This is a genomic window from Pelomonas caseinilytica (assembly GCF_021353235.1).
Taxonomy (GTDB): Bacteria; Pseudomonadota; Gammaproteobacteria; order Burkholderiales; family Burkholderiaceae_C; genus Pelomonas; species Pelomonas caseinilytica.
The window spans coordinates 388,945-412,171 of the sequence record NZ_JAJTWT010000006.1 but is presented as its reverse complement, the minus strand read 5'-3'; the positions used below and the strand labels follow the sequence as shown (position 1 = coordinate 412,171).

The 23,227-nt window shown below is 72.5% G+C and carries 17 protein-coding genes; 6 read left to right on the top strand and 11 right to left on the bottom strand.

All coding sequences use genetic code 11. The features are described from left to right. The 6 genes from LXT12_RS16820 to LXT12_RS16795 all read right to left on the bottom strand — a co-directional run. Positions 1–1,957 (bottom strand): RHS repeat domain-containing protein (locus LXT12_RS16820; protein WP_233393437.1); only part of this gene is annotated, 1,957 nt, incomplete at its 3' end. Then, entirely contained in the window at positions 1,954–3,078 is a 1,125-nt protein-coding gene (locus tag LXT12_RS16815; RefSeq protein ID WP_233393436.1) for a hypothetical protein, read from the bottom strand. The genes LXT12_RS16820 and LXT12_RS16815, both read right to left, overlap by 4 nt. 298 nt (positions 3,079–3,376) lie before the next feature. Beyond that, positions 3,377–4,591, bottom strand: coding sequence for an esterase/lipase family protein (locus LXT12_RS16810; RefSeq protein ID WP_233393435.1), 1,215 nt, complete (start codon positions 4,589–4,591; stop codon positions 3,377–3,379). Then, complete coding sequence (locus tag LXT12_RS16805; RefSeq protein ID WP_349255030.1) at positions 4,588–5,631, bottom strand: trypsin-like serine peptidase; 1,044 nt, start codon at positions 5,629–5,631, stop codon at positions 4,588–4,590. Before LXT12_RS16805 ends, LXT12_RS16810 begins: the two co-directional genes overlap by 4 nt. A gap of 148 nt (positions 5,632–5,779) precedes the next feature. Continuing rightward, the gene (gene dacB, locus LXT12_RS16800) at positions 5,780–7,228 is read right to left on the bottom strand and encodes a D-alanyl-D-alanine carboxypeptidase/D-alanyl-D-alanine endopeptidase (RefSeq protein WP_233393434.1); all 1,449 of its coding nucleotides are present in this window, start codon (positions 7,226–7,228) and stop codon (positions 5,780–5,782) included. After that, on the bottom strand, positions 7,228–8,160 hold the full coding sequence (locus LXT12_RS16795) for an ornithine cyclodeaminase family protein (protein ID WP_233393433.1): 933 nt from the start codon (positions 8,158–8,160) through the stop codon (positions 7,228–7,230). The genes dacB and LXT12_RS16795 overlap by 1 nt, the downstream gene beginning before the upstream one ends. A 215-nt stretch (positions 8,161–8,375) precedes the next feature. On the opposite strand from LXT12_RS16795, the gene LXT12_RS16790 reads away from it, so the two are divergent. Then, positions 8,376–11,228 (top strand): TonB-dependent receptor domain-containing protein, encoded by a 2,853-nt coding sequence (locus LXT12_RS16790; protein ID WP_233393432.1) that lies wholly within the window; start codon positions 8,376–8,378, stop codon positions 11,226–11,228. 84 nt (positions 11,229–11,312) lie between these two features. Here the strand turns inward: LXT12_RS16790 and LXT12_RS16785 are convergent, their stop codons facing one another. The 4 genes from LXT12_RS16785 to LXT12_RS16770 form a co-directional block, all read right to left on the bottom strand. Further along, positions 11,313–12,215, bottom strand: a complete 903-nt coding sequence (locus tag LXT12_RS16785) for a S66 peptidase family protein (protein WP_233393431.1) — start codon at positions 12,213–12,215, stop codon at positions 11,313–11,315. After that, the gene (locus LXT12_RS16780; protein ID WP_233393430.1) at positions 12,194–13,303 is read right to left on the bottom strand and encodes a serine hydrolase; all 1,110 of its coding nucleotides are present in this window, start codon (positions 13,301–13,303) and stop codon (positions 12,194–12,196) included. Before LXT12_RS16780 ends, LXT12_RS16785 begins: the two co-directional genes overlap by 22 nt. A gap of 142 nt (positions 13,304–13,445) precedes the next feature. Beyond that, complete coding sequence (locus LXT12_RS16775; RefSeq protein ID WP_233393429.1) at positions 13,446–14,690, bottom strand: D-amino acid dehydrogenase; 1,245 nt, start codon at positions 14,688–14,690, stop codon at positions 13,446–13,448. 221 nt (positions 14,691–14,911) lie between these two features. Then, positions 14,912–16,108, bottom strand: a complete 1,197-nt coding sequence (locus LXT12_RS16770; RefSeq protein WP_233393428.1) for an amino acid aminotransferase — start codon at positions 16,106–16,108, stop codon at positions 14,912–14,914. A 159-nt stretch (positions 16,109–16,267) separates the two neighbouring features. Between LXT12_RS16770 and LXT12_RS16765 the strand changes: the two genes are divergently transcribed. Genes LXT12_RS16765 through LXT12_RS16755 form a run of 3 tightly spaced genes read left to right on the top strand, consistent with a single transcriptional unit; the run spans position 16,268 to position 19,345 of the window. Beyond that, positions 16,268–17,329: a PEP-CTERM sorting domain-containing protein gene (locus LXT12_RS16765; protein WP_233393427.1), complete on the top strand. Its 1,062-nt coding sequence runs from the start codon at positions 16,268–16,270 to the stop codon at positions 17,327–17,329. 20 nt (positions 17,330–17,349) lie between these two features. Next, entirely contained in the window at positions 17,350–18,009 is a 660-nt protein-coding gene (locus tag LXT12_RS16760; protein WP_233393426.1) for a response regulator, read from the top strand. Continuing rightward, positions 17,999–19,345: a sensor histidine kinase gene (locus LXT12_RS16755; protein WP_233393425.1), complete on the top strand. Its 1,347-nt coding sequence runs from the start codon at positions 17,999–18,001 to the stop codon at positions 19,343–19,345. The genes LXT12_RS16760 and LXT12_RS16755 overlap by 11 nt, the downstream gene beginning before the upstream one ends. On the opposite strand, the gene LXT12_RS16750 is transcribed toward LXT12_RS16755, so the two are convergent. Then, on the bottom strand, positions 19,334–20,461 hold the full coding sequence (locus LXT12_RS16750; protein WP_233393424.1) for a DUF2332 domain-containing protein: 1,128 nt from the start codon (positions 20,459–20,461) through the stop codon (positions 19,334–19,336). The two genes, LXT12_RS16755 and LXT12_RS16750, sit on opposite strands and share 12 nt — an antisense overlap. A gap of 57 nt (positions 20,462–20,518) precedes the next feature. Here LXT12_RS16750 and LXT12_RS16745 point away from each other — a divergent pair, with 57 nt between their 5' ends. Next, entirely contained in the window at positions 20,519–21,175 is a 657-nt protein-coding gene (locus LXT12_RS16745; protein ID WP_233393423.1) for a Crp/Fnr family transcriptional regulator, read from the top strand. A 127-nt stretch (positions 21,176–21,302) separates the two neighbouring features. Then, entirely contained in the window at positions 21,303–22,859 is a 1,557-nt protein-coding gene (locus LXT12_RS16740) for an FAD-dependent oxidoreductase (protein WP_233393422.1), read from the top strand. The last annotated feature ends 368 nt before the right edge of the window (positions 22,860–23,227 follow it).

Below are 23,227 nucleotides of genomic sequence, written 5' to 3'. Positions count from 1 at the left end.
TGAGGTCGCCCTGGGCGTTGTAGCCCCAGCTGATGCCGTAGTTCTGGCCACCGTAGTTCAGGGTTTCGGAGGCGAGTTTTCGCAGGGCGTTGTAGCCGTAGGTCCAGGTGCTGCCGTTGCTGGCGATGGTCTGCAGCAGGCCATCCGCCGTGTAGGTGCGCGTGACGCTCGGGCTGCCGTCGCCGTAGGTGACGCTGGTCAGGCGGTTGAGGGCGTCGTAGCCGTAGGTGAGCTTGGCGCTGGCCGCCACGCTCGTGTCGTCGCAGGCGGCGGTGTTGGGCAGGTTCTGGCCGGGGGCTTTCCATGTCACGTTGCCGGCTGCGTCGTAAGTCTGGACCGTGGCACCGACTTCGGGTTCGAGGGTCTTGCACAGGCGTTGGCCCGCGTCGTAGACGTAGCGGCGCGTGACGCTGCTGGTGTAGCCGGCGAAGCTGCCGCCACGGGTGATGGCGGTGGGTTTGCCGAAGGCGTCGCGGGCGATGCTCACGCTCACGCCCGCCGGCGCGCTGATGCCGGCGAGTTGGGCCTTGGCCGGGTCGTCCAGCGCCCAGAAGGTTTGGGTGGTGGTCTTGTTGCGGGGGTTGGTGGTCTGGGTCTGGAAGCCGGCGAGGTAGCTCGTGGAGGTGCTCAGCAGGCCGAGTTCGCTGTCTTGCTGCACGAGCACGACACGGCCCACGGCGTCGTAGGTGGTGCGCGTGCCGGCGGCGGTGGTGCCGACGGTGGCAATGTCTCGTGCGGGGTAGCTTTCGTAGGTGGGCCGGCCATCAAAGTCGTATTGCTTGACGCTGACCTTGCGCGTGCCCGCTTCGCCGCCCGAGTCGTAGGTGCGGGTCATGACCGGGCGCCAGAAGGCGTCGTAGTCGATCTGCGTGACGGCCGCACCCCTGGTGATGGTCTGGCGCCAGTGGCCCGCAGGCAGGCCGTAGGCCGCCACGGCGGGACCGAAGCTGATGCCGGTGGCCGTGAAGCCGCCGGGCGGCGTGATGCTGGCGAGGCGGCTCATGGCGTCGTAGCCAAAGCCGGTCGTGAAGCTGGCGGCGTCGGTGATGCTGGTCACGCGGCCCAGCGAGTCGACGGTGGCGCTTTCGGTGATGCCCAGCGGGTGGCTGACGGTCTGCGGGATGCCGAGCTTGTAGTTGGTGAAGGTGGTGGTGTTGTTGGCGCCGTCGGTGCGGGAGTAGAGGGTGCCGTCGGCGTTGTAGGCCTGGGTGAATTTCAGGATGCCGAATTCGCGGTGGGCGGTGAGCCGCCCCAGGGTGTCGTAGTCGTTGTCGACCACGGTGTAGCCGTTGGAGACGACGGTATCGACCTGGCCCAGCACCCACGCCGCTTCGGCATCGCTGTAGGTGGTGGTGTCCACGCGCTGGCCGCCCGGGCCGCTGAGCGTCACGCTGGTGGGCCGCCCCCGGCCGTCGAAGGCGGTGGCCGCCCACGAGAAGCTCGTGGACTGCTGCGTCACGGTGCGCTGGTCGAGGGGGAACAGGCGGCCGGGCGTCAGGCTGTTGCCGAAGCGCACGATGCTGTCGCCGAAGCTGGCCGGGTAGGGCCCGGCGTTGTAGGCCCTGAAGTGCTGGGCCGTGCTGCGCAGCAGGTTGCCGGCGCTGTCCTGCTCATCGGTCTGCAGCAGTTGGCCTTCGTTCTCGCCTTCCCAGATGCCGTAGGTGAAGACGGTCGCCGTGCCGTCGGGCTTGGCGATGCGCGTCCAGCGGGTGTGCGGGCAGTTGGTGCAGTCGTAGTAGGAGCCGGCTCCGTCGGGGGCGCTGTAGCTGTAGTTCCACGTCATCGTGGGCAGCCCCGGGCCGGACAGGGTCTTGCTCAGCAGCGAGATGGAGGCGTAGTACCGCGGCGAGTCGGCGTACTGTTGGCTGGACCCCCAGCAGGTCTTCTGGACGCCGCCACGGGGGTGCTGCAGCACGTCGGTCGTGAAGCTGCCCGACGCCCCGCTGGGGTGCTTCATGGTGATGGAGCGCTGCCCCGTCTGCACTTGCCCGAAGTCGCCACAGAACGGGTTGGTGACGTAGAGGCGTCGGTGTAGAAGAAATACGGGTCGTGGGAGAAGGTCCAGGTGCTGCTGTCGGGCAGGGTGACGCTGGACAGGTCTCCCGTGCCGTCGTAGCCGTAGCTCCAGGTGTTGACGCCGTCGCTGGCGGTGGCGATGCGGTTGCCGGTGCCGTAGGTGAACGTGATCGCCCGGCCGTCGCTGGCGGTCATCTTCAACAGCCGCATGGGGGTGGTGGCGTCGTAGGTGAACGTCACGGTGTTGCCGAACCGGTCGCGGATCACGGAGGGCAGGATCCAGACGTCGACGCGTCCGGTCGAGGAGCCGTAGTCGTTCTGCATCGAGCCGGCCGTGCGCTGGACCAGTCGGTCGAACTGGTACTGCACACCGCTGGGCGAGACGGCCAGGAAGCCTTCGCCGGTGCCGCCCGCAGCCAGCGGAATGCAGCGGATCATCCAGAGTTCGCGCGTGGACAGCGGGTAGCTGTTGCCGTCGGCCGGTGCGGCAACAGAGGGGTCGCGCTTGAGGATTTCCTGGTCACCGGCGCCGGGCACGTAGAGCATGTTGCCCTGCCAGTACTCCTTGGTGAAGAACCAGCCGCCTTTGGAGCCGCTCACGTTGGGCGGTGCGGAGAAGCTGCTGCAGCGGTTGGTGCCGTAGCTGGCGTTGGTGAAGCCCTTGGAGGTGAAGAAGCCGTGGACGCGAGGAATCTCGAGGTCCCACTTGCCGAAGTGGCCGACGGTGAACGGCAGGGCCGGCGAGCTGCGCAAGCTTCTGGCGACGGCCATGGGCAGGGCGCTGTTGCCCTTCAGCGAGATGTCGGTCTGCACGAACGACACGCCACCGTTGGAATGGTTGACCTGTTCACCGAACAGTTGCGGGCCCAGCGACGAGACGGCCTTGGCCTCGCGCACGAAATAGCCCTGCTCGTCGTAGTAGCCCGCCGCCGTGGCGAGCGAGCCATGCAGGAGCGATAGCAGGCCGGCGAGTGCGCCGGCGATGTAGACAGCTGCGCCCCGCCTGTGGCGCCGGGCTGTCGGGGCAGCTGGTTGCCCTGCGGATAAAGGAGCGGCCTGCACGGCCGAGTTCAAGCCGGGCCGCTCGTTCGCCGCCCAAGGCCACCTGTGCATCGCAAACATGACGCTCTCCCTGAGCCCTTTGCCGGGGTCGGGTCAGCGCAAGGTTTCAATGCTCGCTCTCCCAAGGTCCCGCTCGGGTGAGCCATCCTCCCGCCAGCCGACTCGTTCGAGGGCCTGTTGGTATGTGTTGTTTGGAGCGAGTTTCGCGTCTTTACCCATCGCTCCGACCTCGGGGAAACGCGCAGTGGGACGCGACCGTCTCACGCACTTGAAACCGTTGGCTCCGAGGCGCCAGCCCTCACCCCAGCCACCGCCTCAACTGCCCGTACACCTCCGCGCTCGACAGCAGTTCCAGGTGGCCGGTCTCGTAGACCACGGCCTGGTGTTCCGGGGCGAAGTCGAGGTGGCGGTCGGCGTCGGCATGCTGGCCGAGGGCGCTGGCCACCGGCACCAGGCCGTCGCCCAGCACGCGCGACTTCAGGCTGCCGGCCGCCGTGCCCAGGCAGCCGGCGATGGCGTAGCAGCGCGCCGAGTCGGGCAGGCGCACCTGCTCGCAGCGGTAGGTGCCGTCGTCGCCCGACGGCGCGCTGAGGATGTTGCCCAGCCGCAGGTCGTTGATGCCGGCGCTGCGCACCTTGCCCAGCCGCGCCAGCGGCGAGGCGTAAGGCGCCGCGCTGAGCAGCATGTCCACGCCGTGGCCGGCGCGCTCCAGCGGTGCGCCCAGGTGCGGCGTGCCGAGGCAGACGAGGTCGTTCACCCGTGCCGGCCAGCGCATGTTGCCGCGCTGCATCAGGGCGCCGTGGTGGATGGCGCTGCGCGCCACCAGGCCGCCCATGCTGTGGCCCATCAGCACCAGGCGCTCGATGGGCATGGGCCACACGTCGTAAAGCCGCTCCAGCAGCTGGGCCAGGATGCGGCCGTTGGTCGACACGCTCAGGCCGCTGTTGTAGCGCAGGTAGACGGGCGTGTAGCCGGCGTCGCGGGCCAGCGCCTCGCCGTGGTCGTGGCCGTCGCGCTGCCATTGCAGGTCGTTCATGCACAGGCCGTGCAGAAGCACGACGACGCGGGGCGTGGCGCCGGCCACGCGCGAACGCAGCGCATAGCGGTCCAGCGGCAGGGGCCTGCCGGCCAGCCGGAAGGCCATGTCGATGGCCAGCGGGTTGTCGGTGGCGGCGAGGTGGTCGCCCAGCACGCCGTTGAGCGCGGCCAGGATGGCTTCGCGTTCGGGGCGGGGGGCCTGGTGGGCATCGGTGGCGGCCAGGGCCGGCGCCAGCCAGCCGAAGAGGGCCTCGGCGCTGCCGCCCACCAGGTGGGTCACGCCGCGAACCGTGGTGTAGACCAGGCCGGCCACGCCGCCCGCGCGGTCGCGGGCCCCGCCGTCCGGCCCAGGCTGCCAGGGCGAGGCGATGCGGGCATGCATGGCCTCGACGAGGCTGGTGAGGCCGGCGACGGCCTCGGTGGTCAGGCGGGCGGCGCCGCGCAGGTCGGCGGCCTGGAGAAGAGGCTGTGTCATGGGGAGGTGGGGCTAGCGCCCGAAGTCAGCGTCATGAGGATGTCGGCATACCAGGCGCAGTTCAGGCCCAGGGATTCATCCAGTGCGAGGTCGCGCGAGGCCATGTCCATGCGGCTGGAGTGCACGCCCAGCAGGCACCAGCGCGGGCGGCTGCCATCGGCGGACTCCATGCGCGCCAGCACCGGCGAGCCGCTGCTGCCGCGGTGCATGCGGGCGTCCGTCAGGAAATAGCCCAGCCCCTGGAAACGCACGCCGTAGCTGGACGCGATGCTGGCCTGCCGCACCACCGGCAAGTGGTGGACGGTGTCGAAGAAGCCGAGCGGAAAGCCCGGGATGGCGAGGCGGTCGCCGACCTCGAAGAGGTCGAAGCCGTCCGCCAGGTGCTGGGGCCCGAAGGGCCGGATGACGCAGCCTGCCGGCAGGGCGCTGCGGTCGATGAGCAGGGTGGCCACGTCCACCTCCCCGCCGCTGTCGCGGGCCTGGTGCCAGACGGTCAGGCCGTCGCGGTGCAGCAGTATCGACTGCGTGGCCCGTCGGGTCAGGTCGCGCGCGTCGGTGTGCAGCTCGATCTCGATGCGGTCGGGCGCGTGGCCGGACGGCGCATCGAACAGCACGTGCCGGCTGGTGACGAGATGGAGCTCGCCGTCGCGCTCGAAGAAGAAGCCGCTGGCCGAGGTCAGCCCCTGCTCGCCGGCGAAGGTGAGGATGCGGGCGACGCCGAACAGGGCCTCGTCCTGGGTGCGCTCGTTGGCGGCCGTGCCGCCGGCGGGACCGGCCGGTGCGGTGCCGGGGTCCGTGGCGGGCTGCTGCGAGGCATGGCCCCTCTCCCAGGCGTCGCGCCGGCCCGTCCAGACCTGCTGGCTCTCGCCGGTGGCGCCGGGCTGGTTGACGGTCTCGAACATCGGGTTGGCCCGCAGGGGCTCGCCGCGCACCGCGGCCTTGGCGCCCTGGCGCTGCAGTTCGGCATGTTCGCCGGGGCGCGCCGGCGATGGCGGCTCGGCCGGCGGCGGCGCCGTGGGGGTGGGTCGAGGGGGGGACATGGGACAACTCCGCTCAAGGACTTGTCCCGTCAAGGGCGACGCTTCCGCCGGTGGCGCTTCAAGCAAGCCAGGATGGGGCGGTGTCTCTCACAGCGTACCCCGTCAGCGCAATGTAACCCAAGCGCCTCCCGGGCCCTGCCCGGCGGCTCTAGCGCTGGGCCGCCACCCAGTCGACGAGCGCGTCCAGCACCGGCCGGCCCTTGCGCGCCGCCTCGGGGTGGTTGAGCAGGGCGACGAAGACCCAGGGGCGCCCGTTGGCGTCCGGCACGAAGCCGGCGAGGCCGACGGCATCGCGCAGGGTGCCGGTCTTGAGCCGCGCCTTGCCGGCCGCGGCCGTGTCCTTGAGGCGGCGCGACAAGGTGCCGTCCAGGCCCGCCACCGGCAGCGTTGCCAGCAGCTCGGGCGCCTGGCCACCAGCCTGGCCCGCGCGCAGCACGCCGGCCAGCAGGGCCGGGCTGACGCGCTCGCTGCGCGACAGGCCCGAGCCGTTGTCCAGCACCAGGGCCGAGGTGTCGATGCCGTGGGCGGCGAGCCAGTCGCGCACGGCGCGTTCCGCGGCCGGCAGCGTGGCCTCGCCCGGGCGGGCGGCCTGGGCGCCGAGCTGCAGGTAGAGCAGCCGCGTCAGCGCGTTGTCGCTGCTCTTCATGATGCCGCGCAGTTCTTCCGCCAGCGGCCGGCCGCGGTGGCTGGCCAGCACCACGGCGCCGGCCGGCGCGGCGGCCTCGACGTCGCCCGGGCCCATGACGCCGCCCAGCTCCGCCCAGAGCTGGCGCACCGCATGCGTCACCAGCCATTGCCGGTCCACCAGCTGCAGCGGCGCCAGTTGCCGGCAGCCGCGCGGGAAGGCGCCCCGCAGCGCCAGCCGCCAGCCCTCGCCCTTGCCCTCCCCCTCGCGGCGCAGCTCGGCAGGCTTCCAGTCTTCGTCCCAGTCCTTGCAGGGCCGCTCGGACAGCGCCATGGCGCCGGCGTCCACGGACAGCCCCGTCAGGGCCGGCAGGCTGCGTGCCGCCACGCCGGTGTCGGTGGCCCGCAGCTCGACGTCGAGCAGGCTGCCGTTGAAGTGCAGGGCGTCGGGGATGACGTTGTAGGCGAACTCCGGCGCCTCGTCGAAGGGCGGCAGGCCCAGGTCGAAGCGGGTGGGGTTGAAGAGGGTGCGGTCCACTACCAGTCCGCCGCGGACTTCGCGCACGCCGCGCTCGCGCAGTTGCCGCAGCAGCCACCACAGCGCCGGCCAGTCGAGGTCGGGGTCGGCGCCGCCGCGCAGGATGAGGGGGCCGTCGATGATGCCGTCACGCGGCTCGGCGGCGGCCAGCAGCTCGGTGCGGCCCCGGTGGTTGATGCCCAGCCTGTCCAGCGCGACGGTCGCGGTAACCAGCTTCATCGTCGACGCCGGGGCCATGGCGTCGTCGGCGCGGCGGCGCAGCGCCGGGCGCGAGGCGTCCAGCGGCTGCAGCACGAAGCCGAGGCTCTCGGCCGGCAGGCCGGCGCGGTCGAGCGCGGCCTGCACGGGGTCGGGCACCGGGGCCGTCGTGGCGCAGCCGGCCAGGGCGAAGGCCAGCGTCAGGGCGAAGACACGCGTGAACGCAAGGGCCCCCATCAGCACACCCCCAGGCGATGGGCCACGAGGCGGGCCAGGGCCACGTCCTCCAGTCCGATGCCGACGCTCTTGTAGACGACGACGTCCTCCGGACGCCGCGGGGGCGGCGACGCGACCAGCCCGCCCAGCTCGACGAGGCGCTCCGGCGCGACCGTGCCGGGCGCCGCCAGCACCAGGTCGCCGGCCTCCTGGCGCGCCGCCTCCAGCCATTCGACGACGACGAGGGCGGCCCGGCCGAGCAGGGCGTCGTCCAGCTCGCGGGCCGTCTTCGTGCTAGAGCCCACCGCCGCGACGAAGGCCCCGGGCTTGACGAGGCCGCCATCGAACAGCGGCGTGGGCGAGCGCGTGGCGGTGACGATGACGTCGGCCTCGGCGGCGGCGGTGGACGCATCCACCACCTCGGCCGGCAGGCCCAGCGCTGCGGACAGCTCGGCGGCCAGCGCCTCGGCGCCCGAGCGTGCGCAGACGAGCAGCCGCTCGAAGCGGCGCACGCGCACCAGGGCCTCGGCATGGGCGCGCGCCTGGATGCCCGCCCCGAAGACCGCCAGGCTGCGCGCCTGCGGCAGGGCCAGCAGCTCGGCCGCGACAACGCTGGCGGCGGCCGTGCGCAGCCGCGTGAACTCGTTGGCCTCCAGCGTGGCCAGGGCCTCGCCGGTGGCGGCCGAGAACAGACTGACGAGGAAGTGGTAACGCCCGTTGCGGGCTGAATAGACCTTGGTGCCCAGCACGGCCGGCAGCTCGCCGTCGGCCTCCAGGATGGCGCCCATGGCGCTGATGGCCAGGGCCGCGCCGCCCAGGCTGGCGGTGGCGCGATGGCGGCCCAGCACCTGGGCCTGGCCGCGGCCGTGCTGGGCGAAGGCGGCACGCAGGGCCGCGCGGGCGCTGTCGGGGTCGAGCACGGCGGCCACGTCGGCCTCGGTGATCAGTCGCATGGATGGCTCCCAAGGCTCCAATCTGGGTTGGCGCGCACTGTAGGGCGGCGGGCGTGCACGGATGCAGCGCTTCTGCGCCACGGTGCATTCCCGCAGGTTATGTCCCGCCGACAAGCATTCATTGAACGGCACGCAACACCTCGGGTGCGGCCCCCTGGGCGGCCTCGCGCACGGCGGCGAACATGGCCGCCAATCAAATCACAAAGGAGTGGCGGATGAAGCTCAATCGTCTGGTGGGGCAGCTCGCGGTTCTTGGCCTGGCGGCGCACGCCGGCGCCGTGCTGGCGCAGAGCGAGGCGGGCAGCAAGCTCGAGCGCGTCGAGGTGACGGGGTCGAGCATCAAGCGGCTCAAGGATGAAGGCGCCCTGCCCATCCAGGTCATCTCGCGCAAGGACCTGGAGCGCCAGGGCATCGTCTCGGCCGAGCAGCTCATCTCGACGTTGTCCGTCAACGGCAACGGCCTGGACAACCTGGCCTCCAACGCCGACGTCGTCGCCGGCCAGGCGCGCGGCAACAACGGCGCCTCCTCGGCCAACCTGCGCGGCCAGGGCGCGGCCAGCACCCTCATCCTGCTCAACGGCCGCCGCGTCGCGGCCCACGGCCTCAACGGCGGCGTCGTCGACCTGCAGCAGATCCCCTTCGCCGCCGTCGAGCGCGTCGAGATCCTGAAGGACGGCGCCTCGGCCATCTACGGCACCGACGCCATCGGCGGCGTCATCAACTTCATCCTGCGCAAGAACTACGAGGGCCTGGAGGCCCAGGCCTTCACCGACGTGACCCAGGCCGGCGGCGGCAACATCAGCACGCTGAAGCTGACCGGCGGCTGGGGCAACCTGGAGCGCGACAAGTTCAACGTGCTGGCCTCGCTGGCCTACAGCGACTCGCAGATGCTGCGCGGCGACCAGCGCAGCTTCGTCAACACCTTCCAGCCCAGCCGGGGTCTGTCGGTGGACACGCGCGGCACGCCCTACGCGACGGTGTTCACGCTGTCGAGCCTTGCAACTGCTCTGAGCAACAAGAGCAGCGCCGGCCCCATCCAGCCGGGCACGACGGTGGCGATGAACGGCATCAACGCCCTGGACCTGCCCGGCCAGGCCGGCTGCGCCTCCATCGAGGGCCAGGCAGCCTACGACGAGGTGCTGTGGGCCACGCCGTCCGCCAAGTGGGGCTGCGCCTGGGACACGGGCCGCGCCGCCGTGTTGCAGCAGCCGGTCAAGTCCACCAACGCCGTGGTGCGTGGCACCCTGGCCCTGGGCGAGCACCAGCTGTTCGCCGAGTTCGTCGGCGCCCACGTGGTGACCGACAAGAGCTTCTCGCCCAACCAGATCTCCAGCTCAAGCTCGGCCAGCAACCCGTTCTTCTTCAACCTCGCCTACCCGAGCACCGGCACGGCCTACAACTCGGTCTTCAACGCCATCGCCGCCGTCTTCCCGACCATCGAGAAGAACCGCGGCCTGCCGCTGGCCCTGCGCTGGCGCTGCATGCCCTGCGGCAACCGCGAGATCGAGACCACGTCCGACACCAAACGCCTGCTCGTCGGCGCCGACGGCCCGCTGTTCGGCGGCTGGGACTACAAGACCGGCGTCTCCATGGCCACCAGCGACACCACCTCGCTGCTCAAGCATGGCTACTTCTACGGCAAGCCCTTCGCGGCCCTGATCAACAACGGCACGCTCAACCCCTTCCCGACCGACGGCATCACGCAGACGGCCGATGCCCTCAAGGCCCTGGACGCCGTGCGCGCCGACGGCGTGACGCTGTACGGCGGCAAGTTCACGTTGACCCAGGCCGACTTCACGGCCAGCGGCCCCGTCATGAAGCTGCCGGCGGGCGACATGATGGCCGCCATCGGCACCGACGTGCGCACCGAGAAGTACAAGTTCAACGGCAACGCCACCGATGCCGCCACGCAGGCCACCATCTTCAACGCGCCCTTCGACAGCGTGAACACGCTCGACACCGTCAAGCGCGACGTCAAGGCGGTCTTCGGCGAGGTGCTGGTGCCGGTGTTCAAGGGCTTCGAGGCCAGCGCCGCGGTGCGCCACGACAGCTACACCGGCTTCGGCGGCACGACCAATCCCAAGTTCTCGCTGCGCTACCAGCCCTTCGAGCAGCTGCTGGTGCGCGCCTCGACGAGCCGGGGCTTCCGCGTGCCCACCTTCAACCAGCTGTACAACGGGACCACCGAGTCGCCCTACTCCGGCAAGGACCTGGCCGACCCCGGCAAGTGCCCGGGCGGCGTCGTCGACCCGACCAAGCCCGGCTGCGAATCGGTCACGCCGACCATCCTGACCGGCGGCAAGTCCACCCTCGGCCCCGAGAAGAGCAAGCAGTGGACCTGGGGCCTGGTGTGGTCGCCCGTGCCGGACGTCGCCGTCAGCGCCGATTGGTGGCAGATCCGCAAGACCGGCACCATCCAGTCGGTCGCCCTGTCCGACATGGTCAAGAACTACGCGCTGTTCACGGACAACTTCCAGCGCGACGCCAGCGGCACCCTGCAGGCCATCGACAACCGCTGGGTCAACGCCGGCGAGACCATCACCAAGGGCCTGGACCTGTCGGCCCGCGGCACGACTCAGCTGGGCACCGGCCGCCTGACGGTGAACATGGAAGGCACCTACCTGCTCGACAAGCGCTCCCGCCTCCTCGCCAGCGCGCCCATGGGCGCCAGCGAGATCGGCGTGTTCACGCGGGCCGGCGACCTTGGCCTGCGCTGGAAGCATTCGCTGACCTTCGTCTACGCGGAGGGCGACTGGGCGACCATGTTCCAGCAGCTCTGGCGCGCCGGCTACAAGGACGCCCAGCTGCCCGGCGTGGCCAACGGCAGCATCGTGCCGCCGGAATGGAAGCCCAACGTCTCGAAGTACGTCACCTACAACGCCAGCGTCAGCTACACCGGCATCAAGAACCTGGGCCTGACCTTCGGCATCAAGAACCTGCTGAACGACGACCCGCCGTTCTCGGCCGCCTACGACGGCAACACCGGCGCAGGCAGCTCCTGGGAGCCCCGCGTGGCCGACCCCCGTGGCCGCTCCTACACCTTCACCGTGAACTACAAGTTCTGGTAAGCCAACTTCGGTACTCCGGCCGGCTCCGCGCCGGCTTCACCAGCCCCGCGATGCGGGGCTGTTTTTTTTGTCCCTGCCCGGCGCTCAGGCCAGCGTGAGGGTGCCCGCCGTCACGTCCATGTCGGCCATGACGCCCAGCGGCAGCGGGCGATTGGGCTGGCCGTGGCCCGAGGGCCAGCCGGCCAGCACCGGGCAGCGCAGCCGCGGCAGGTGGTCGGCCAGCACGGCGTCGGGGCTCTCGGCGCCGCTGAAGCTGCCGACCACGAGGCCGGCGATGCGACCCAGCACGCCGGCCAGGCGCAGCTGGCTGAGCATGCGGTCGACGCGGTAGGGCTCCTCGCTGATGTCCTCGATGAAGAGCAGGGCGCCGTCCACCTCGGGCAGGTAGGGCGTGCCCAGCAGGGCGCAGAACATGGCCAGGTTGCCGCCGATGAGCCGGCCGCGCGCGCTGGCACCGTGGCTGAGCGGATGCGGCGCGGCGCGGCCGACGAGGTCGCCGCGGCGCCAGCCGCTGGCCAGGCGCTCGAACAGGGCGTCGGTGTCGGCCTCGGCGCCGGGCAGGCCCCAGTCGCTGGCGGGCATGGGCCCGTGCAGCGAGGGGATGCCGGCCCGCGTGCGCAAGGCGTGCAGCACGGTGATGTCGCTGTAGCCGATCAGCAGCCGGCGGCTGGCCGCGAGCCAGTCCAGGTCCAGGCCGTCCAGCAGCCGGATGCAGCCCGAGCCGCCGCGCAGCGCCAGCACCGCGTCGTAGCCCGGGTGGGCGAAGGCCTGGTGCAGGTCGGCGATGCGCACCTCGTCGGGCGCGGCCAGGAAGTCCAACGGTGGCGGGCCGAAGCAGCTCGGCAGCAGGCTCGCCTCGTAGCCGCGCTCGTGCAGCCAGCCTTCCACGGGCTCGAGCCGCCCGGGCTTGGGCGGCCCGGCCGGCGCGATGACGGCCACGTGGGCACCGGGCCGCAGCGGCGGGATCAGGAATTCGCCTTCAGCCATGCATGCACCGCCGCGCCGAGGGCGGGCAGCCTCCAGGTGGTCGAGGCCTCGGGATGGGGCCGGTAGCGGCTGCCGAGGCTGGTGGTCACCGCGATCAGGTAGTGCAGGCCGCCGTCGCCGTGCACGATGCCGGCGTCGCTGGCGTAGTTCTGCGTGGTGCCGGTCTTGTGGGCGAAGCGCGCCGGAATGCCCTCGACCCAGCCGGGCAGCCGCGTCAGCGCGCTGCTGGACAGGATCTCGTTGAGGCGCTGGCCGTCCAGCGCGCGGCGGATGACGGCGCGGCTCGACGCGCTGACGATGGGCGGCGCGCCCTCCGGCAGCCAGGGCGGCGGCGGCGCGTCGGCGTCCAGGCGCCACATCAGGCGCAGGGCGTCCCAGGCGGTCATCTGGATCTGGCCGACGCCCGAGCCGGCGCCGTTGCCCCAGCCGCCGTCGGGCTGGGTGTTGGCCAGCCTCAGGCCAGGCAGGCCCTCGGCCTCGAAGAGGGCATGCAGCTCGTTGCGGACCTCGCGCCCGCCCTCGCGCACGATGGCGCCGCGTTCGTGCAGGTGGGCCACCAGGGCCGAGGTCGCCTCGTTGCTGCTGACGGTGATCATGTCGGACAGCCAGTCGGCCACCGGCCGGGTCTCGCCCTTGTAGGCCAGGGGTAGGGCCCACTCGCTGCGGTCCTGGTCGACGAGGCGGCCGACGCCGACGGCCACCATGGTCTTGAGCAGCGAGGCCGGATAGGGCGCGACGAAGCGCGGCCCGTGGCCGAACCAGGCGGGGAAGTCGATGCGCGACCAGTCCGCGCCGGGCAGCCAGGCGTAGGAGTCGCCGGCGGCGTCGCGCACGTCGGCGTGGAAGCCGATGTTGGCGACAGCGCCGCAGCGCCCGTCGAAACTCGCCGTCAGCCCGCCCGGGTGCTCGCGCGAGAAAAGCACGTCGGCGCAAACGGGCGGCCCCTGGCGAGGGAACACGGCCACGGCGAGGTCGATGCTCGGGTGCCAGCCCAGCGGCGCACCGCCCTGCAGGCTGTCCGCGGTCGTCTCGAAGCGCTGCTCGCGCACGGCGGCGAGCAGCGCCTGGGCGAGGGCGTCAGGCGTCATCTCGGTTTTCCATTCCGCGTTCGCGGCACCCGCAACGCGTGAAACGAATGCAGAAATGCAACCACAGAGGCACGGAGGCACAGAGCCAAGCCAGAGGCCTCTTTCTCTGTGTCTCCGTGCCTCTGTGGTTGCCTTTGAATTCTCACTTCAAGCTCAGGCCGTCCAGCGGCAGCGGGCTGGCGCGGCCCGACACGAGCTCGGCCACGATATTGGCCGTCGCGAACGAGAAGGTGAACCCCAGGGCGCCATGGCCCACATTGAGCCACAGGCCAGGCACTCCGCTGGGCCCGAGGATGGGCGCGCCGCTGGGCGTGGCCGGCCGCAGGCCGGCCCAGGGCTCGGCCCGGTCGTAGTCGGCCGCATGCGGGAAGGTGGCGCGCACCGTGCGCTGCAGCGAGGCCAGGCGGCCGGCGTCCAGGCTCGGGTCGTCGCCGACGAGGTCCACCATGGCGGCCACCCGCAGCTCGGCGCCGATGCGGGCGTAGAGCACCTTCTTCTCGAAATCGGTCACGCTGACTTCGGGCGGCCGGTGGCCCGTGCCGATGGGCGCGGTGAGGCTGTAGCCCTTGAGCGGGTAGATGGGCAGCTCGACGCCCACGGCCGCCGCGAGGCCTCGGCTCGCCAGGCCCGCCGCGAGCACGACGGCATCCGCCGCGACGACGCCGCCCCCCGTCTGCACGCCGAGCACGCCGCCCTGGGCGTCGCGCTGGAAGCCCTGCACGGGCGTGGCCAGCCGGCCGCGGAAGCGCTCGTGCGCGGCCAGGCGGGCGTGCAGGCCCTGGCAGAAGGCGTGGCAGTCGGCCACCGCCTCGCCGGCGGTGAAGATGCCGCCGGCCAGGCTGGCCTCGGTGTCGGCCAGGGCCGGCTCCAGCGCCACGCAGTCGTCGTGCGACAGGGCCCGTTCCACCCCGCCCTGCACGCGCGACGCGACGCGGGCGAACTCCGCCGGCTTGCGGTAGACGACGAGCTTGCCGGGCGAGCGCAGCGCGATGGCATCGCCGAGCTGGGCCTCGGCCTGCAGCCGCGCGAACGAGGCCTGGCTGTAGGCCCCCAGGGCGAGCAGCCGCTCCGTCGTGCGGCGGTTGACCGGCCCGCGGCAGTTGCGCAGAAAAGCCAGCAGCCACGACCACTGCGCCCAGCTCGCCTCGGGCTTGAAGCGCAGCGGGCCGTCGGGGTCGAGCAGCCAGCGCAGCGCCTTCAGCGGCACGCCGGCATCGGCCAGCGGCGAGACGTAGCGGTAGCTGAGCTGCCCGCCATTGGCGCGGCTGGCGCCCTGGGCCACCTCGGCCTCGCGTTCGATCAGCGTCACGCCGTGCCCACGTTCCAGCAGCGCCCAGGCGGTGGTCAAGCCCACCACGCCGCCGCCGATCACCACGCAATGCTTCATCCTGCCCTGGGCATCTTTTTCAGTGGCGGCAGGGTAAAGAGGCCCCGGCGGCGCTGCCAATGAAACAGGCAGCCATGGCCATAACCGGGCGACATGGGCGGGCCCGCCGGAAGCCACGCCGCGTGGCCGTCGGCCAGCGGGGCGCCGAGGTCAAGCCGTCGTCAACTTCGCCTTCAGCGCCTGCGCCAGCCCGGCCGCGCAGCGCGTGGTGGCCCGCAGGCTCAGCCGGCCAGCACGGCGGCCATGGCTTCGGCGGTGGCCTCGACGTTGCGGGTGTTCAGCCCCGCCACGCACATGCGGCCCGAGCGCAGGATGTAGACGCCGAACTCCGTCTTCAGACGCTCGGCCTGTTCGGGCGTGAGGCCCGTGTAGCTGAACATGCCGCGCTGGGTCAGGAAGTAGTCGAAGTTGCGGCCCGGCAGCTTGGCCACGAGCACGTCGTGCAGCTGGCGGCGCATGGCCTGGATGCGCTCTCGCATCTCGCGGACCTCGCCCTCCCACATGGCGCGCAGCTTGGGGTCGGTCAGCACCTTGGCCACGATCTGGCCGCCGTGCATGGGCGGGTTGGAGTAGTTGCGGCGGATCATGAACTTCATCTGGCCCAGCACGCGGGCAGCCTGCTCGGCGTCGGGGCAGACGACACTCAGCGCCCCGCAGCGCTCGCCGTACAGGCTCATGCTCTTGGAGAAGCTGTTGGCGATGAGGAAGGGCAGGCCTTCGTCGGCCAGCAGGCGGGGCGCGAAGGCGTCTTCCTCGATGCCGTCGCCATAGCCCTGGTAGGCCAGGTCCAGGAAGGGCAGCAACTGGCGCTCGCGGATGACGGGCACGAGGGCCCGCCACTGGTCCTGCGAGAGATCCACGCCGGTCGGGTTGTGGCAGCAGGCGTGGAGCACCACGATGCTGCGCGCCGGCAGGGCCTTGAAGGTGGCCAGCAGCTCGTGAAAGCGCAGGCCGCCCGTAGCCGCGTCGTAGTAGGGATAGGTATCGCAGCGGTGGCCCGAGCCTTCGAAGACGGCGCGGTGGTTGTCCCAGGTGGGGTCGGACAGGTAGACGGTGCTGTCGGGGAAATAGCGCTTCAGGAAATCGGCGCCCACCTTCAGGCCGCCGCTGGAGCCCACGCCCTGGATGGTGGCGATGCGGCCGGCGGCAATGGCGGGATGCTGGGCGCCGAACAGCAGGGCCTGCACGGCGCTGCGGAAGTTGGCGGCGCCTTCCATCGGCAGGTAGGGGCGCGGGCCCGCGGCCTCCACGACGGCCAGCTCGGCCGCCCGCACCGAGGGCAGCATGGGGATGCGGCCGTCGTTGTCGAAATAGATGCCGATGGACAGGTTGATCTTGCCGGCGCGGGGGTCCTTCTGGAAGGCCTCGTTGAGGCTCAGGATGGGGTCGCCGGCGTAGGCGTCGACATGCTCGAACATGGTGGGGCGGCGCGACCGGGCGCGCGGGGCTGCGTTGGGAATGCGCATTATCGGCAGGGGCGCCTCCGTCCCTCGACGGAGGGACAGGCCGGGCCCGATTCAGCTTCGGTTCACCTGCCGGAGCGAGGCTGCCTCTCCCACACTCCAGGAGACATCGGCATGCAACCCCACCGCGTTCTCGCCGTTCTGCTCTTCGCGCCGCTGCTGGCGCCCGCCCAGGTCATCGGCACCCTCGGCAACTTCGACGTCGTCAACAACACCGGCCAGGAAGCCCACGGCTTCGAGATCGAGCTCGAGGGCCTGCACCTGTCGGACATCACCGACACCTTCGGCGGCGCCGGCCGGGGCTTCCCGACCACCGTTGAGCGCTATGGCGCGCCCGTCGTGTCGGCCTATGCCAACGGCAGCATCTTCGGCGTGCGCGTGACCTACCAGGCGAGCTTCGCCGCCGGCGTGTGGAGCACCGGCACGCCCAGCGGCGTGTTCAGCACGCCGGGCGAGAGCTGCTGGACCGGCGGCGGCATCGCCTACGGGCCGAGCACGCCCTGCGACCACTTCGGCGTCGGCAACGTCGGCAGCCCCACCAAGACGACCTACAGCTGGCTGGTCGAAGCCAACCCCGGCTCGGGCGTACTGAACCCGGTCGCGGCCTCGCTGCCGGCGCCGCAGTGGCAGGTCACGCCGGCACCGGTGGTGGGTGCGCCGCCCGTCGTCGTCGCGCGCATCCAGGCACCCCAGCCGCCCGAAGCGCCCGAGCCCCAGTTCGGCACGCCCCTCTGGGTCAAGGTCTATTCGACCGAGCTGGAGGACAAGGTCGGCCTGGAAGAGCTGATGGGCGGCAACGCCAAGGTCGAGCAGGCCCGCCAGCACACCGAGATCGAGTGGCAGCTGCTGCAGACCGACCCCGGCAACCCGGCCGCCGGTGCCCTGGAGAACGGCGGCGGCGCCGAGATGGGCGCGGGCAAGGAGGCGGTGCTGCGCCGCTACGAGTTCTACGCCTACACGGGCGCCTTCGACCCCGCGAGCCACGAGGCCAAGCCCCTGTTCGGCGACAGCCATCCCGACGCCACGGAGATCGGCGACTTCATGGGTGCGCAGAACGTGGCGCTCAACCTGAACGGCAACCCGGTCGCCGCGGTGCCCGAGGCGCCGTCGGCCGGCCTGATGGCCCTCGGCCTCGGCGCCCTGGTCGTGTGGCGCCGGCGTCAGCTTCGTGCGTGAATGGGGCGCGATGATGGGGCATGCCCATCCTGCTCGTCGAAGATGACGAGGTTCTCGGCCAGGCCGTTCGAGACAGCCTCACCCACGCCGGCCTGCGCCTGCACTGGTGCCGCACCGCTGCGGACGCCCGCGCCTGGGTGCACGACGCGCCGGCCAGCCTCATCGTGCTGCTGGACCTCGGCCTGCCCGATGCCGACGGCCTGACCCTGCTCAACGAGTGGCGCGCCGCCGGCCGCAGCTGGCCGGTGCTGGTGCTGACGGCGCGCGACGCCGTCAGCGAGCGCGTGCGCGGCCTGCGCGCCGGGGCGGACGACTACCTCGTCAAGCCCTTCGACCTGCAGGAGCTGCTGGCCCGCGTGGAAGCCCTGGCGCGGCGCCAGCCGGCCCGCGCCCGGTTGCAGCTGCGCGGCGGCCTGGAGCTCGATCTCGGCCAGCGCCGCCTGCTGCGCGACGGCTTCCCGGTCGACCTCACCGCCATGGAGTGGGCCGTGCTGGCCACCCTCGCCGGGGCGCCGGGCCGCATCGTCGAGCGCTCCCGGCTCGAGGCCTCGACCGAGCCGGTGCAAAAGCCCGACAGCCAGAGCAACACGCTGGAGGTCATCGTCTCGCGGCTGCGCCGCAAGCTCGGGGCCGACCTCATCAGCACCCACCGCGGCCTGGGCTACCGCTTTGAGCCCTGAGGCCCCGCCGCCCGCCGCGCCCCGGCCCTGGCGCCTGGAGGCGCGGCTGCGCCGGCAGGTGGCCCTGCTGTGGATGACGCTGTGGCTGCTCGGCTGCGGCGCAGCCCTGTGGGCCGTGCGCGAGGAGACCGACGAGGTGCTGGACGACGCCCTCGTCGAGACCGGCCAGCACCTCGCCGCCCTGCCGCCCTCGGCCTTCGAGCTGGCCGCCCGCGACCCCGCCACGCTCGCGCCGCGCGGCTTCGGCCGCCACGAGGAGCATGTGGTCTACCAGGTGCTGGACCGCGCCGGCCGCACGCTGCTGCGCTCCCACCTCGCGCCGGCCGACCGGCTGGCGCCGGCCACGGCCACCGGCACGCGGGACCACGGCGACTGGCGCGTGGCCGTCGTCGACGGCGCCGAGACCCGCGTGCTGGTGGCCGAGACCACCGCCCACCGCCGCGAGGTGCTGTGGGAGGCCTGCCTGTGGCTGCTGATGCCGCTGGCCCTGGCCCTGCCCCTGGCCGCCTGGGGCCTGCACGGCGTGCTGCGCAGCGCCTTCCGCTCCCTGCAGCCGGCCCTGCGGCAGCTGCGCGAAGGCAGCGCGCCGCTGCCCTTGCAGGGCGTGCCGGCCGAGCTGCTGCCGCTGCTGCAGGCGGCCAACACCATGCGCGAGCACCTGCAGCAGCGCGTGCTGGCCGAACGCGAGGCGGCCGGCCACCTCGCCCATGAGCTGCGCACGCCGCTGGCCGCGGCCCGCGCCCAGGCGCAGATGCTGCAGGCCCAGTGGCCGGCCGAGCATGCCGGCCAGCAGCGCCTGCAGGCCCTCGTCGGCCAGCTCGACCGCATGGACCGGCTGGCGACGCGGCTGCTGCAGCTCGCCCGCGTGGAAGCCGGCGCCGCCCTGCACCGCGAGCCGGTGGACCCGGCCTGGCTGGCCCAGCTGGTGCTCGACGAGCTGCACAGCGAGCGCGGCGCGGCGCGTGCGCGCCTCGTCGTCGACTCGCCGCCACCCCCGCCCTGGCTGGGCGACCTCGACGCCCTGGGCATCGCCCTGCGCAACCTCGTCGAGAACGGCCTGCGCCACGGCGGCCCGGCGGCGCACGTGGTGGTGAGGGTCAAGCCCGGCCGCATCGACGTCGAGGACGACGGCCCCGGCCTCGCTCCGCCGGCGCTGGAGCGCCTGCGCGAGGCCCTGGCCCAGCCGCGACAGCGCCCCGCGCGGCTGGACGGCCACCTCGGCCTGCGCCTGGCGCAGCGCATCGCCGAGCAGTCGGACGCCCGGCTCGAGCTCGCCTCGCCCGTGGCGGACGGGCGGGGCTTTCGCGCCAGCCTCGTGCAGGGATCAGCCCCCTAGCCACGCCACCCAGCGGCCGTGCGGATGGCTCCAGGCCAGGGCCTGCTCGGCCACGCGGCCCGCCTCGGCCCAGCGCAGGGTCCACAGCGTGGCCGACGATGCGACCTCTCCGGGCGGCAGTGCGGGCAGGGGCGGCGGCTGGCCGTCCCGCGCGCTCAAGCCCGGCAGTTCGCCGCAGATCCAGGCCAGCCCGTGGCTGAGCGCCAGGCGGTCCACCGTCTGGCGCAGGCGCGCGACCTCCGCCTCGCTCAGGTAGTACAGCACCCAGCTCGTCAGCAGCACCGGCTGCACGCCCGCGGGCAGGCCGGCCAGCCAGGGCTCGATGGCGGCGATGCAGTCGCCGGCCCGGGTCAGCGTGACCGGCAGGTGGCGCCACTGGGCGGCAGCGCGCTGCAGCCGTTCACGGCGCCGCGCGTCGTGCGGCCACAGGCAGGCCTGCAGCCAGCGCAGCCGCTCGGGGTCGTTCACGTCGACGGGCGCGGGGTCGACGCCGTGGCGCAGCGTCAGTCGCCAGCCGGCCTCGGCCGGCAGCGGCGCGCAGCCCAGCCAGCGCGACTCGACCTCGGCGCGGGCGCCGTCCGGCTCGGCGCCGCGGCGATGGCGGCGGCCGTCGTCGGTCTCGTAGTGCAGCACCAGCCGGTCCACGCCCAGGTTGAGGCCGGCGCTGCAGCCGAAGTCCAGCAGGGCCAGGCGGCCGGCGCCGGTGGCGCGGGCGGCGGCGCCCAGGGCTGGCCACAGCGCCGCGCCGCGGGCGACCTCGTTGGTCTGGGTGGCGCCGTGCCGCAGGTGGCGCAGCAGCGCCGGCCATTCGCGGGCCAGGCAGGCCGACAGGGCCGCGGCCAGGCCCGCGTCGGCCACGCGCCGGCCGCCGGCGCTGGGGTAGTAGGCCGCCAGCTCGGGCGCGGCGCCGGCCAGCACGCGCTCATGCAGGGCCGCCAGCAGCAGGTTGGCCTTGCGCTGCTCGGGCGGCGCCTCGGTCAGCAGGGCCAGGGCCCGCGGGTCGCCGGCCGCCGCTTCGCAGAGGGCGACATAGAGGGGCTCCTGAGCGCATTCCTCGCGGCCGAAGCGGCGCAGCAGGGCGGAGAGATCGGCGTGGTCGATGGCGGCGTGTTCCATGGGGCCAGCATAGGCAGGCGCGGCGCGGCCTTGTGTCGGCCAGCCGACAATGCCGGCATGCCTCCCGACCCCGCGCTGCAGCGCGTCCTCCAGGCCCATTTCCCGGGCGTCGCCGTGCCGCCCGGCATCGCCGCCGGCATCGCGCGGCGCCGCCTGGCCGACGGCCGCAGCCTCTTCGTGCAGGGGCAGCGCACGACGGCCTTCTACGCCGTGGCGGCCGGCGAGATCGAGACGCGCTTCACGGGCGCGGACGGCACGGTCTCCGTCATCGAGAACGTGGGCCCGCCCCGGCTGTTCGGCCTGGCCGCCTTCGCGGCCGGGCAGCCCTCGGAGTACGAGGCCGTCGCGCGCGGCGCCAGCGAGGTGCTGGTCTTCGGCCGCGAGGCCTACGCGCGGCTGATGGACGAGGTGCCCGGCTTCGCCCGCGCCCTGCTGGCCGAGTTCGCCCGCCGCTACGACGGCACCTTGCGCCTGCTGCAGGCGGCCCGCCACCAGGGCGCGGCGGAGCGCTTCAACCTGGCCCTGGCCCAGCTGGCGCGCGAACGCGGCCGGCCGGCGGCGGGCGGCTGGACGGCGGTGGCCGCCACCCAGGCCGAGGTGGCGCGCCTGGCCCACGTGTCGCGGCAGACGGCCAACGCCCTGCTGGCCGAGGCCGAACGCGATGGTCGCGTGCAGCGCGGTCGCGGCCGCTGGCTCTGGCGGCCTGGCCCATAACGCCTCCATCGCGCGTGCAGGACGCACGCTCCCGGCCCGCGTTACAAGTGCCCGCGCAGGCCTGCCACCGTAATGTGGCGGCACCGGCGGCGCATCCGCCGCACGAGAGCCTTCCGGAGTTCCTGCCTTGTCCGAGATCCAATCCATCGTCATCGTCGGCGGCGGCGCCGCCGGCTGGCTGGCGGCCTGCTATCTGCAGCGGACGCTGGGCGCCGCCCGCCAGACCCCGTTGCCCGTCACGCTGGTCGAGCCGCCGCGCATGGCCGGTCTCGGCGACGAACTCGCCACCCTGCCGACGCTGCGCCACACGCTGCAGGCCCTGGGCCTGCCCGAGCGCACGCTGTTCACCGCGGCCGATGCGACGCTGAGCAACGGCGTGCGCTTCAACGGCTGGCGCCGCGGGGGCCGCGCGGCCGAGGACAGCTACGACCATCCCTTCGACATCCCGGCGCCCTTCCACGGTTTCGCGGCGACGGCCCACTGGCTGAACCTGCTGCAGCGCGGCCTGACGCAGCAGCCCATGGCCCAGGCCTGCACGGTGCAGACGGCGCTGTTCGACGGCGACCAGTGCCCCAAGCTGATGGACTCGCCCGACTACCAGGCACCGGTGAGCTACGGCTATCACCTGGACGCCGCGCGCCTGGCCATGCTGCTGCAACAGACGGCGCTGACCCGGGGCGTGCACCGCGTGCAGGGCGAGGTGGCGAAGGTGCATCGCGGCGAGGCCGGCATCGAGTCGGTGGAGCTGGCCGACGGCCAGCGCCTCTCGGCCAGCTTCTTCATCGACTGCACCGGCTCGCGCTCGCTGCTGCTGCAGCAGGCCCTGGGCGTGCCCTGGGTCTCCTATGCCGACGCGCTGCCCTGCGACCGCATCGTCAGCCGGCCCCTGGCTCATGCCCAGCGTCACGGCGCGCTGCGCAGCTTCACGGCCGTCACGGCCCAGGCCGCCGGCTGGACCTGGGAGATGGACCTGCAGAGCCGCCGCGGCACGGGCTATGTCTATGCCTCGCGCTTCAGCAGCGACGATGAGGCCGCCCACACCCTGCTCGGCCTGGGCGGCGGCCGGAAGGCGCTGGCCGAGCCGACCGTGAGGGAGCTGCGCGTGGGCCATGCGGCGCGCGCCTGGGAGGGCAACTGCCTGACCCTGGGCGCGGCGAGCGGCTTCATCGAGCCGCTGGAGTCGACCAGCCTCTACCTCGTCGAGTGGATGCTGCAGCTCTTCGTCGACCACGTCGCGCCGGCCGGCAACGGCGAGGGCTGCCGCGGCCGGGTCAACCGCGTCTTCAACGACTTCCACGAGGAGCTGCGCGACTTCATCGTCGCGCACTACGCGCTGTCGCAACGGCGGGACACGCCCTTCTGGCGCGCCTGCACCGAGGAGGCGAGGCTGTCGCCGCGCCTGGCCGAACTGCTCATGCTGTGGGACAGCAAGGTGCCGACGCCCACCGACCTGGACCGGCGGCTGTCCCTCTTCGGCGCGGCCAACTGGTCCTACCTGCTGGCCGGCCTGCACCGCCTGCCCAGCCACGGCATCGGCCTGTCGGCCCATATCTCGCCCGAAGTCAGCCTCCAGGCCATGGAGCACGTGCGCGGCATCCGCCGCATGGCGCTGGAGCAGTCGCCGACGATGCGCGACTACCTGCTCAGCCAGGACGGGGTGGTCATCTCAACCGCTGCCCACTGAGATGGAACTGCCCCCGGCCCAACCCCGCGCGCTGAACGCGGCGCGTGTCTGGTCGTCTTGCAGACCGCGCAGCCGGCAGTGCGGCTACTCTTCGGCAGGCACGACAAGTCCACTGGACTTGTCGTGTCCGGCCTCAGCCCCCCCGAGGAGGCGGCGATGCTTGCGGCATCGAGCCGCAAGCACATCGCCAGCGCGGGCCGGCTCGGGAACTGGAGTCGGACACAAGCAGTCCCTGCGGACTGCTTGTGCCTACGACAGGCCAAGGGCCTCTGGCCCTTGGCAGCCCAGCGCTCGGCCCGCAAGACACCCGTTTCATGCGTCGTGGGTCGCGCGCCGCGCGGTGGAGCAACTGAAATCAAACTCAAAGG

What these genes read in the sequence shown, in the direction of transcription:
- LXT12_RS16810 (WP_233393435.1), bottom strand. Translation starts at nt 4,591, where the DNA reads ATGACACAGCCTCTTCTCCAGGCCGCCGACCTGCGCGGCGCCGCCCGC.
- LXT12_RS16805 (WP_349255030.1), bottom strand. Translation starts at nt 5,631, where the DNA reads ATGTCCCCCCCTCGACCCACCCCCACGGCGCCGCCGCCGGCCGAGCCG.
- dacB (WP_233393434.1), bottom strand. Translation starts at nt 7,228, where the DNA reads ATGGGGGCCCTTGCGTTCACGCGTGTCTTCGCCCTGACGCTGGCCTTC.
- LXT12_RS16795 (WP_233393433.1), bottom strand. Translation starts at nt 8,160, where the DNA reads ATGCGACTGATCACCGAGGCCGACGTGGCCGCCGTGCTCGACCCCGAC.
- LXT12_RS16790 (WP_233393432.1), top strand. Translation starts at nt 8,376, where the DNA reads ATGAAGCTCAATCGTCTGGTGGGGCAGCTCGCGGTTCTTGGCCTGGCG.
- LXT12_RS16785 (WP_233393431.1), bottom strand. Translation starts at nt 12,215, where the DNA reads ATGGCTGAAGGCGAATTCCTGATCCCGCCGCTGCGGCCCGGTGCCCAC.
- LXT12_RS16780 (WP_233393430.1), bottom strand. Translation starts at nt 13,303, where the DNA reads ATGACGCCTGACGCCCTCGCCCAGGCGCTGCTCGCCGCCGTGCGCGAG.
- LXT12_RS16775 (WP_233393429.1), bottom strand. Translation starts at nt 14,690, where the DNA reads ATGAAGCATTGCGTGGTGATCGGCGGCGGCGTGGTGGGCTTGACCACC.
- LXT12_RS16770 (WP_233393428.1), bottom strand. Translation starts at nt 16,108, where the DNA reads ATGTTCGAGCATGTCGACGCCTACGCCGGCGACCCCATCCTGAGCCTC.
- LXT12_RS16765 (WP_233393427.1), top strand. Translation starts at nt 16,268, where the DNA reads ATGCAACCCCACCGCGTTCTCGCCGTTCTGCTCTTCGCGCCGCTGCTG.
- LXT12_RS16760 (WP_233393426.1), top strand. Translation starts at nt 17,350, where the DNA reads ATGCCCATCCTGCTCGTCGAAGATGACGAGGTTCTCGGCCAGGCCGTT.
- LXT12_RS16750 (WP_233393424.1), bottom strand. Translation starts at nt 20,461, where the DNA reads ATGGAACACGCCGCCATCGACCACGCCGATCTCTCCGCCCTGCTGCGC.
- LXT12_RS16745 (WP_233393423.1), top strand. Translation starts at nt 20,519, where the DNA reads ATGCCTCCCGACCCCGCGCTGCAGCGCGTCCTCCAGGCCCATTTCCCG.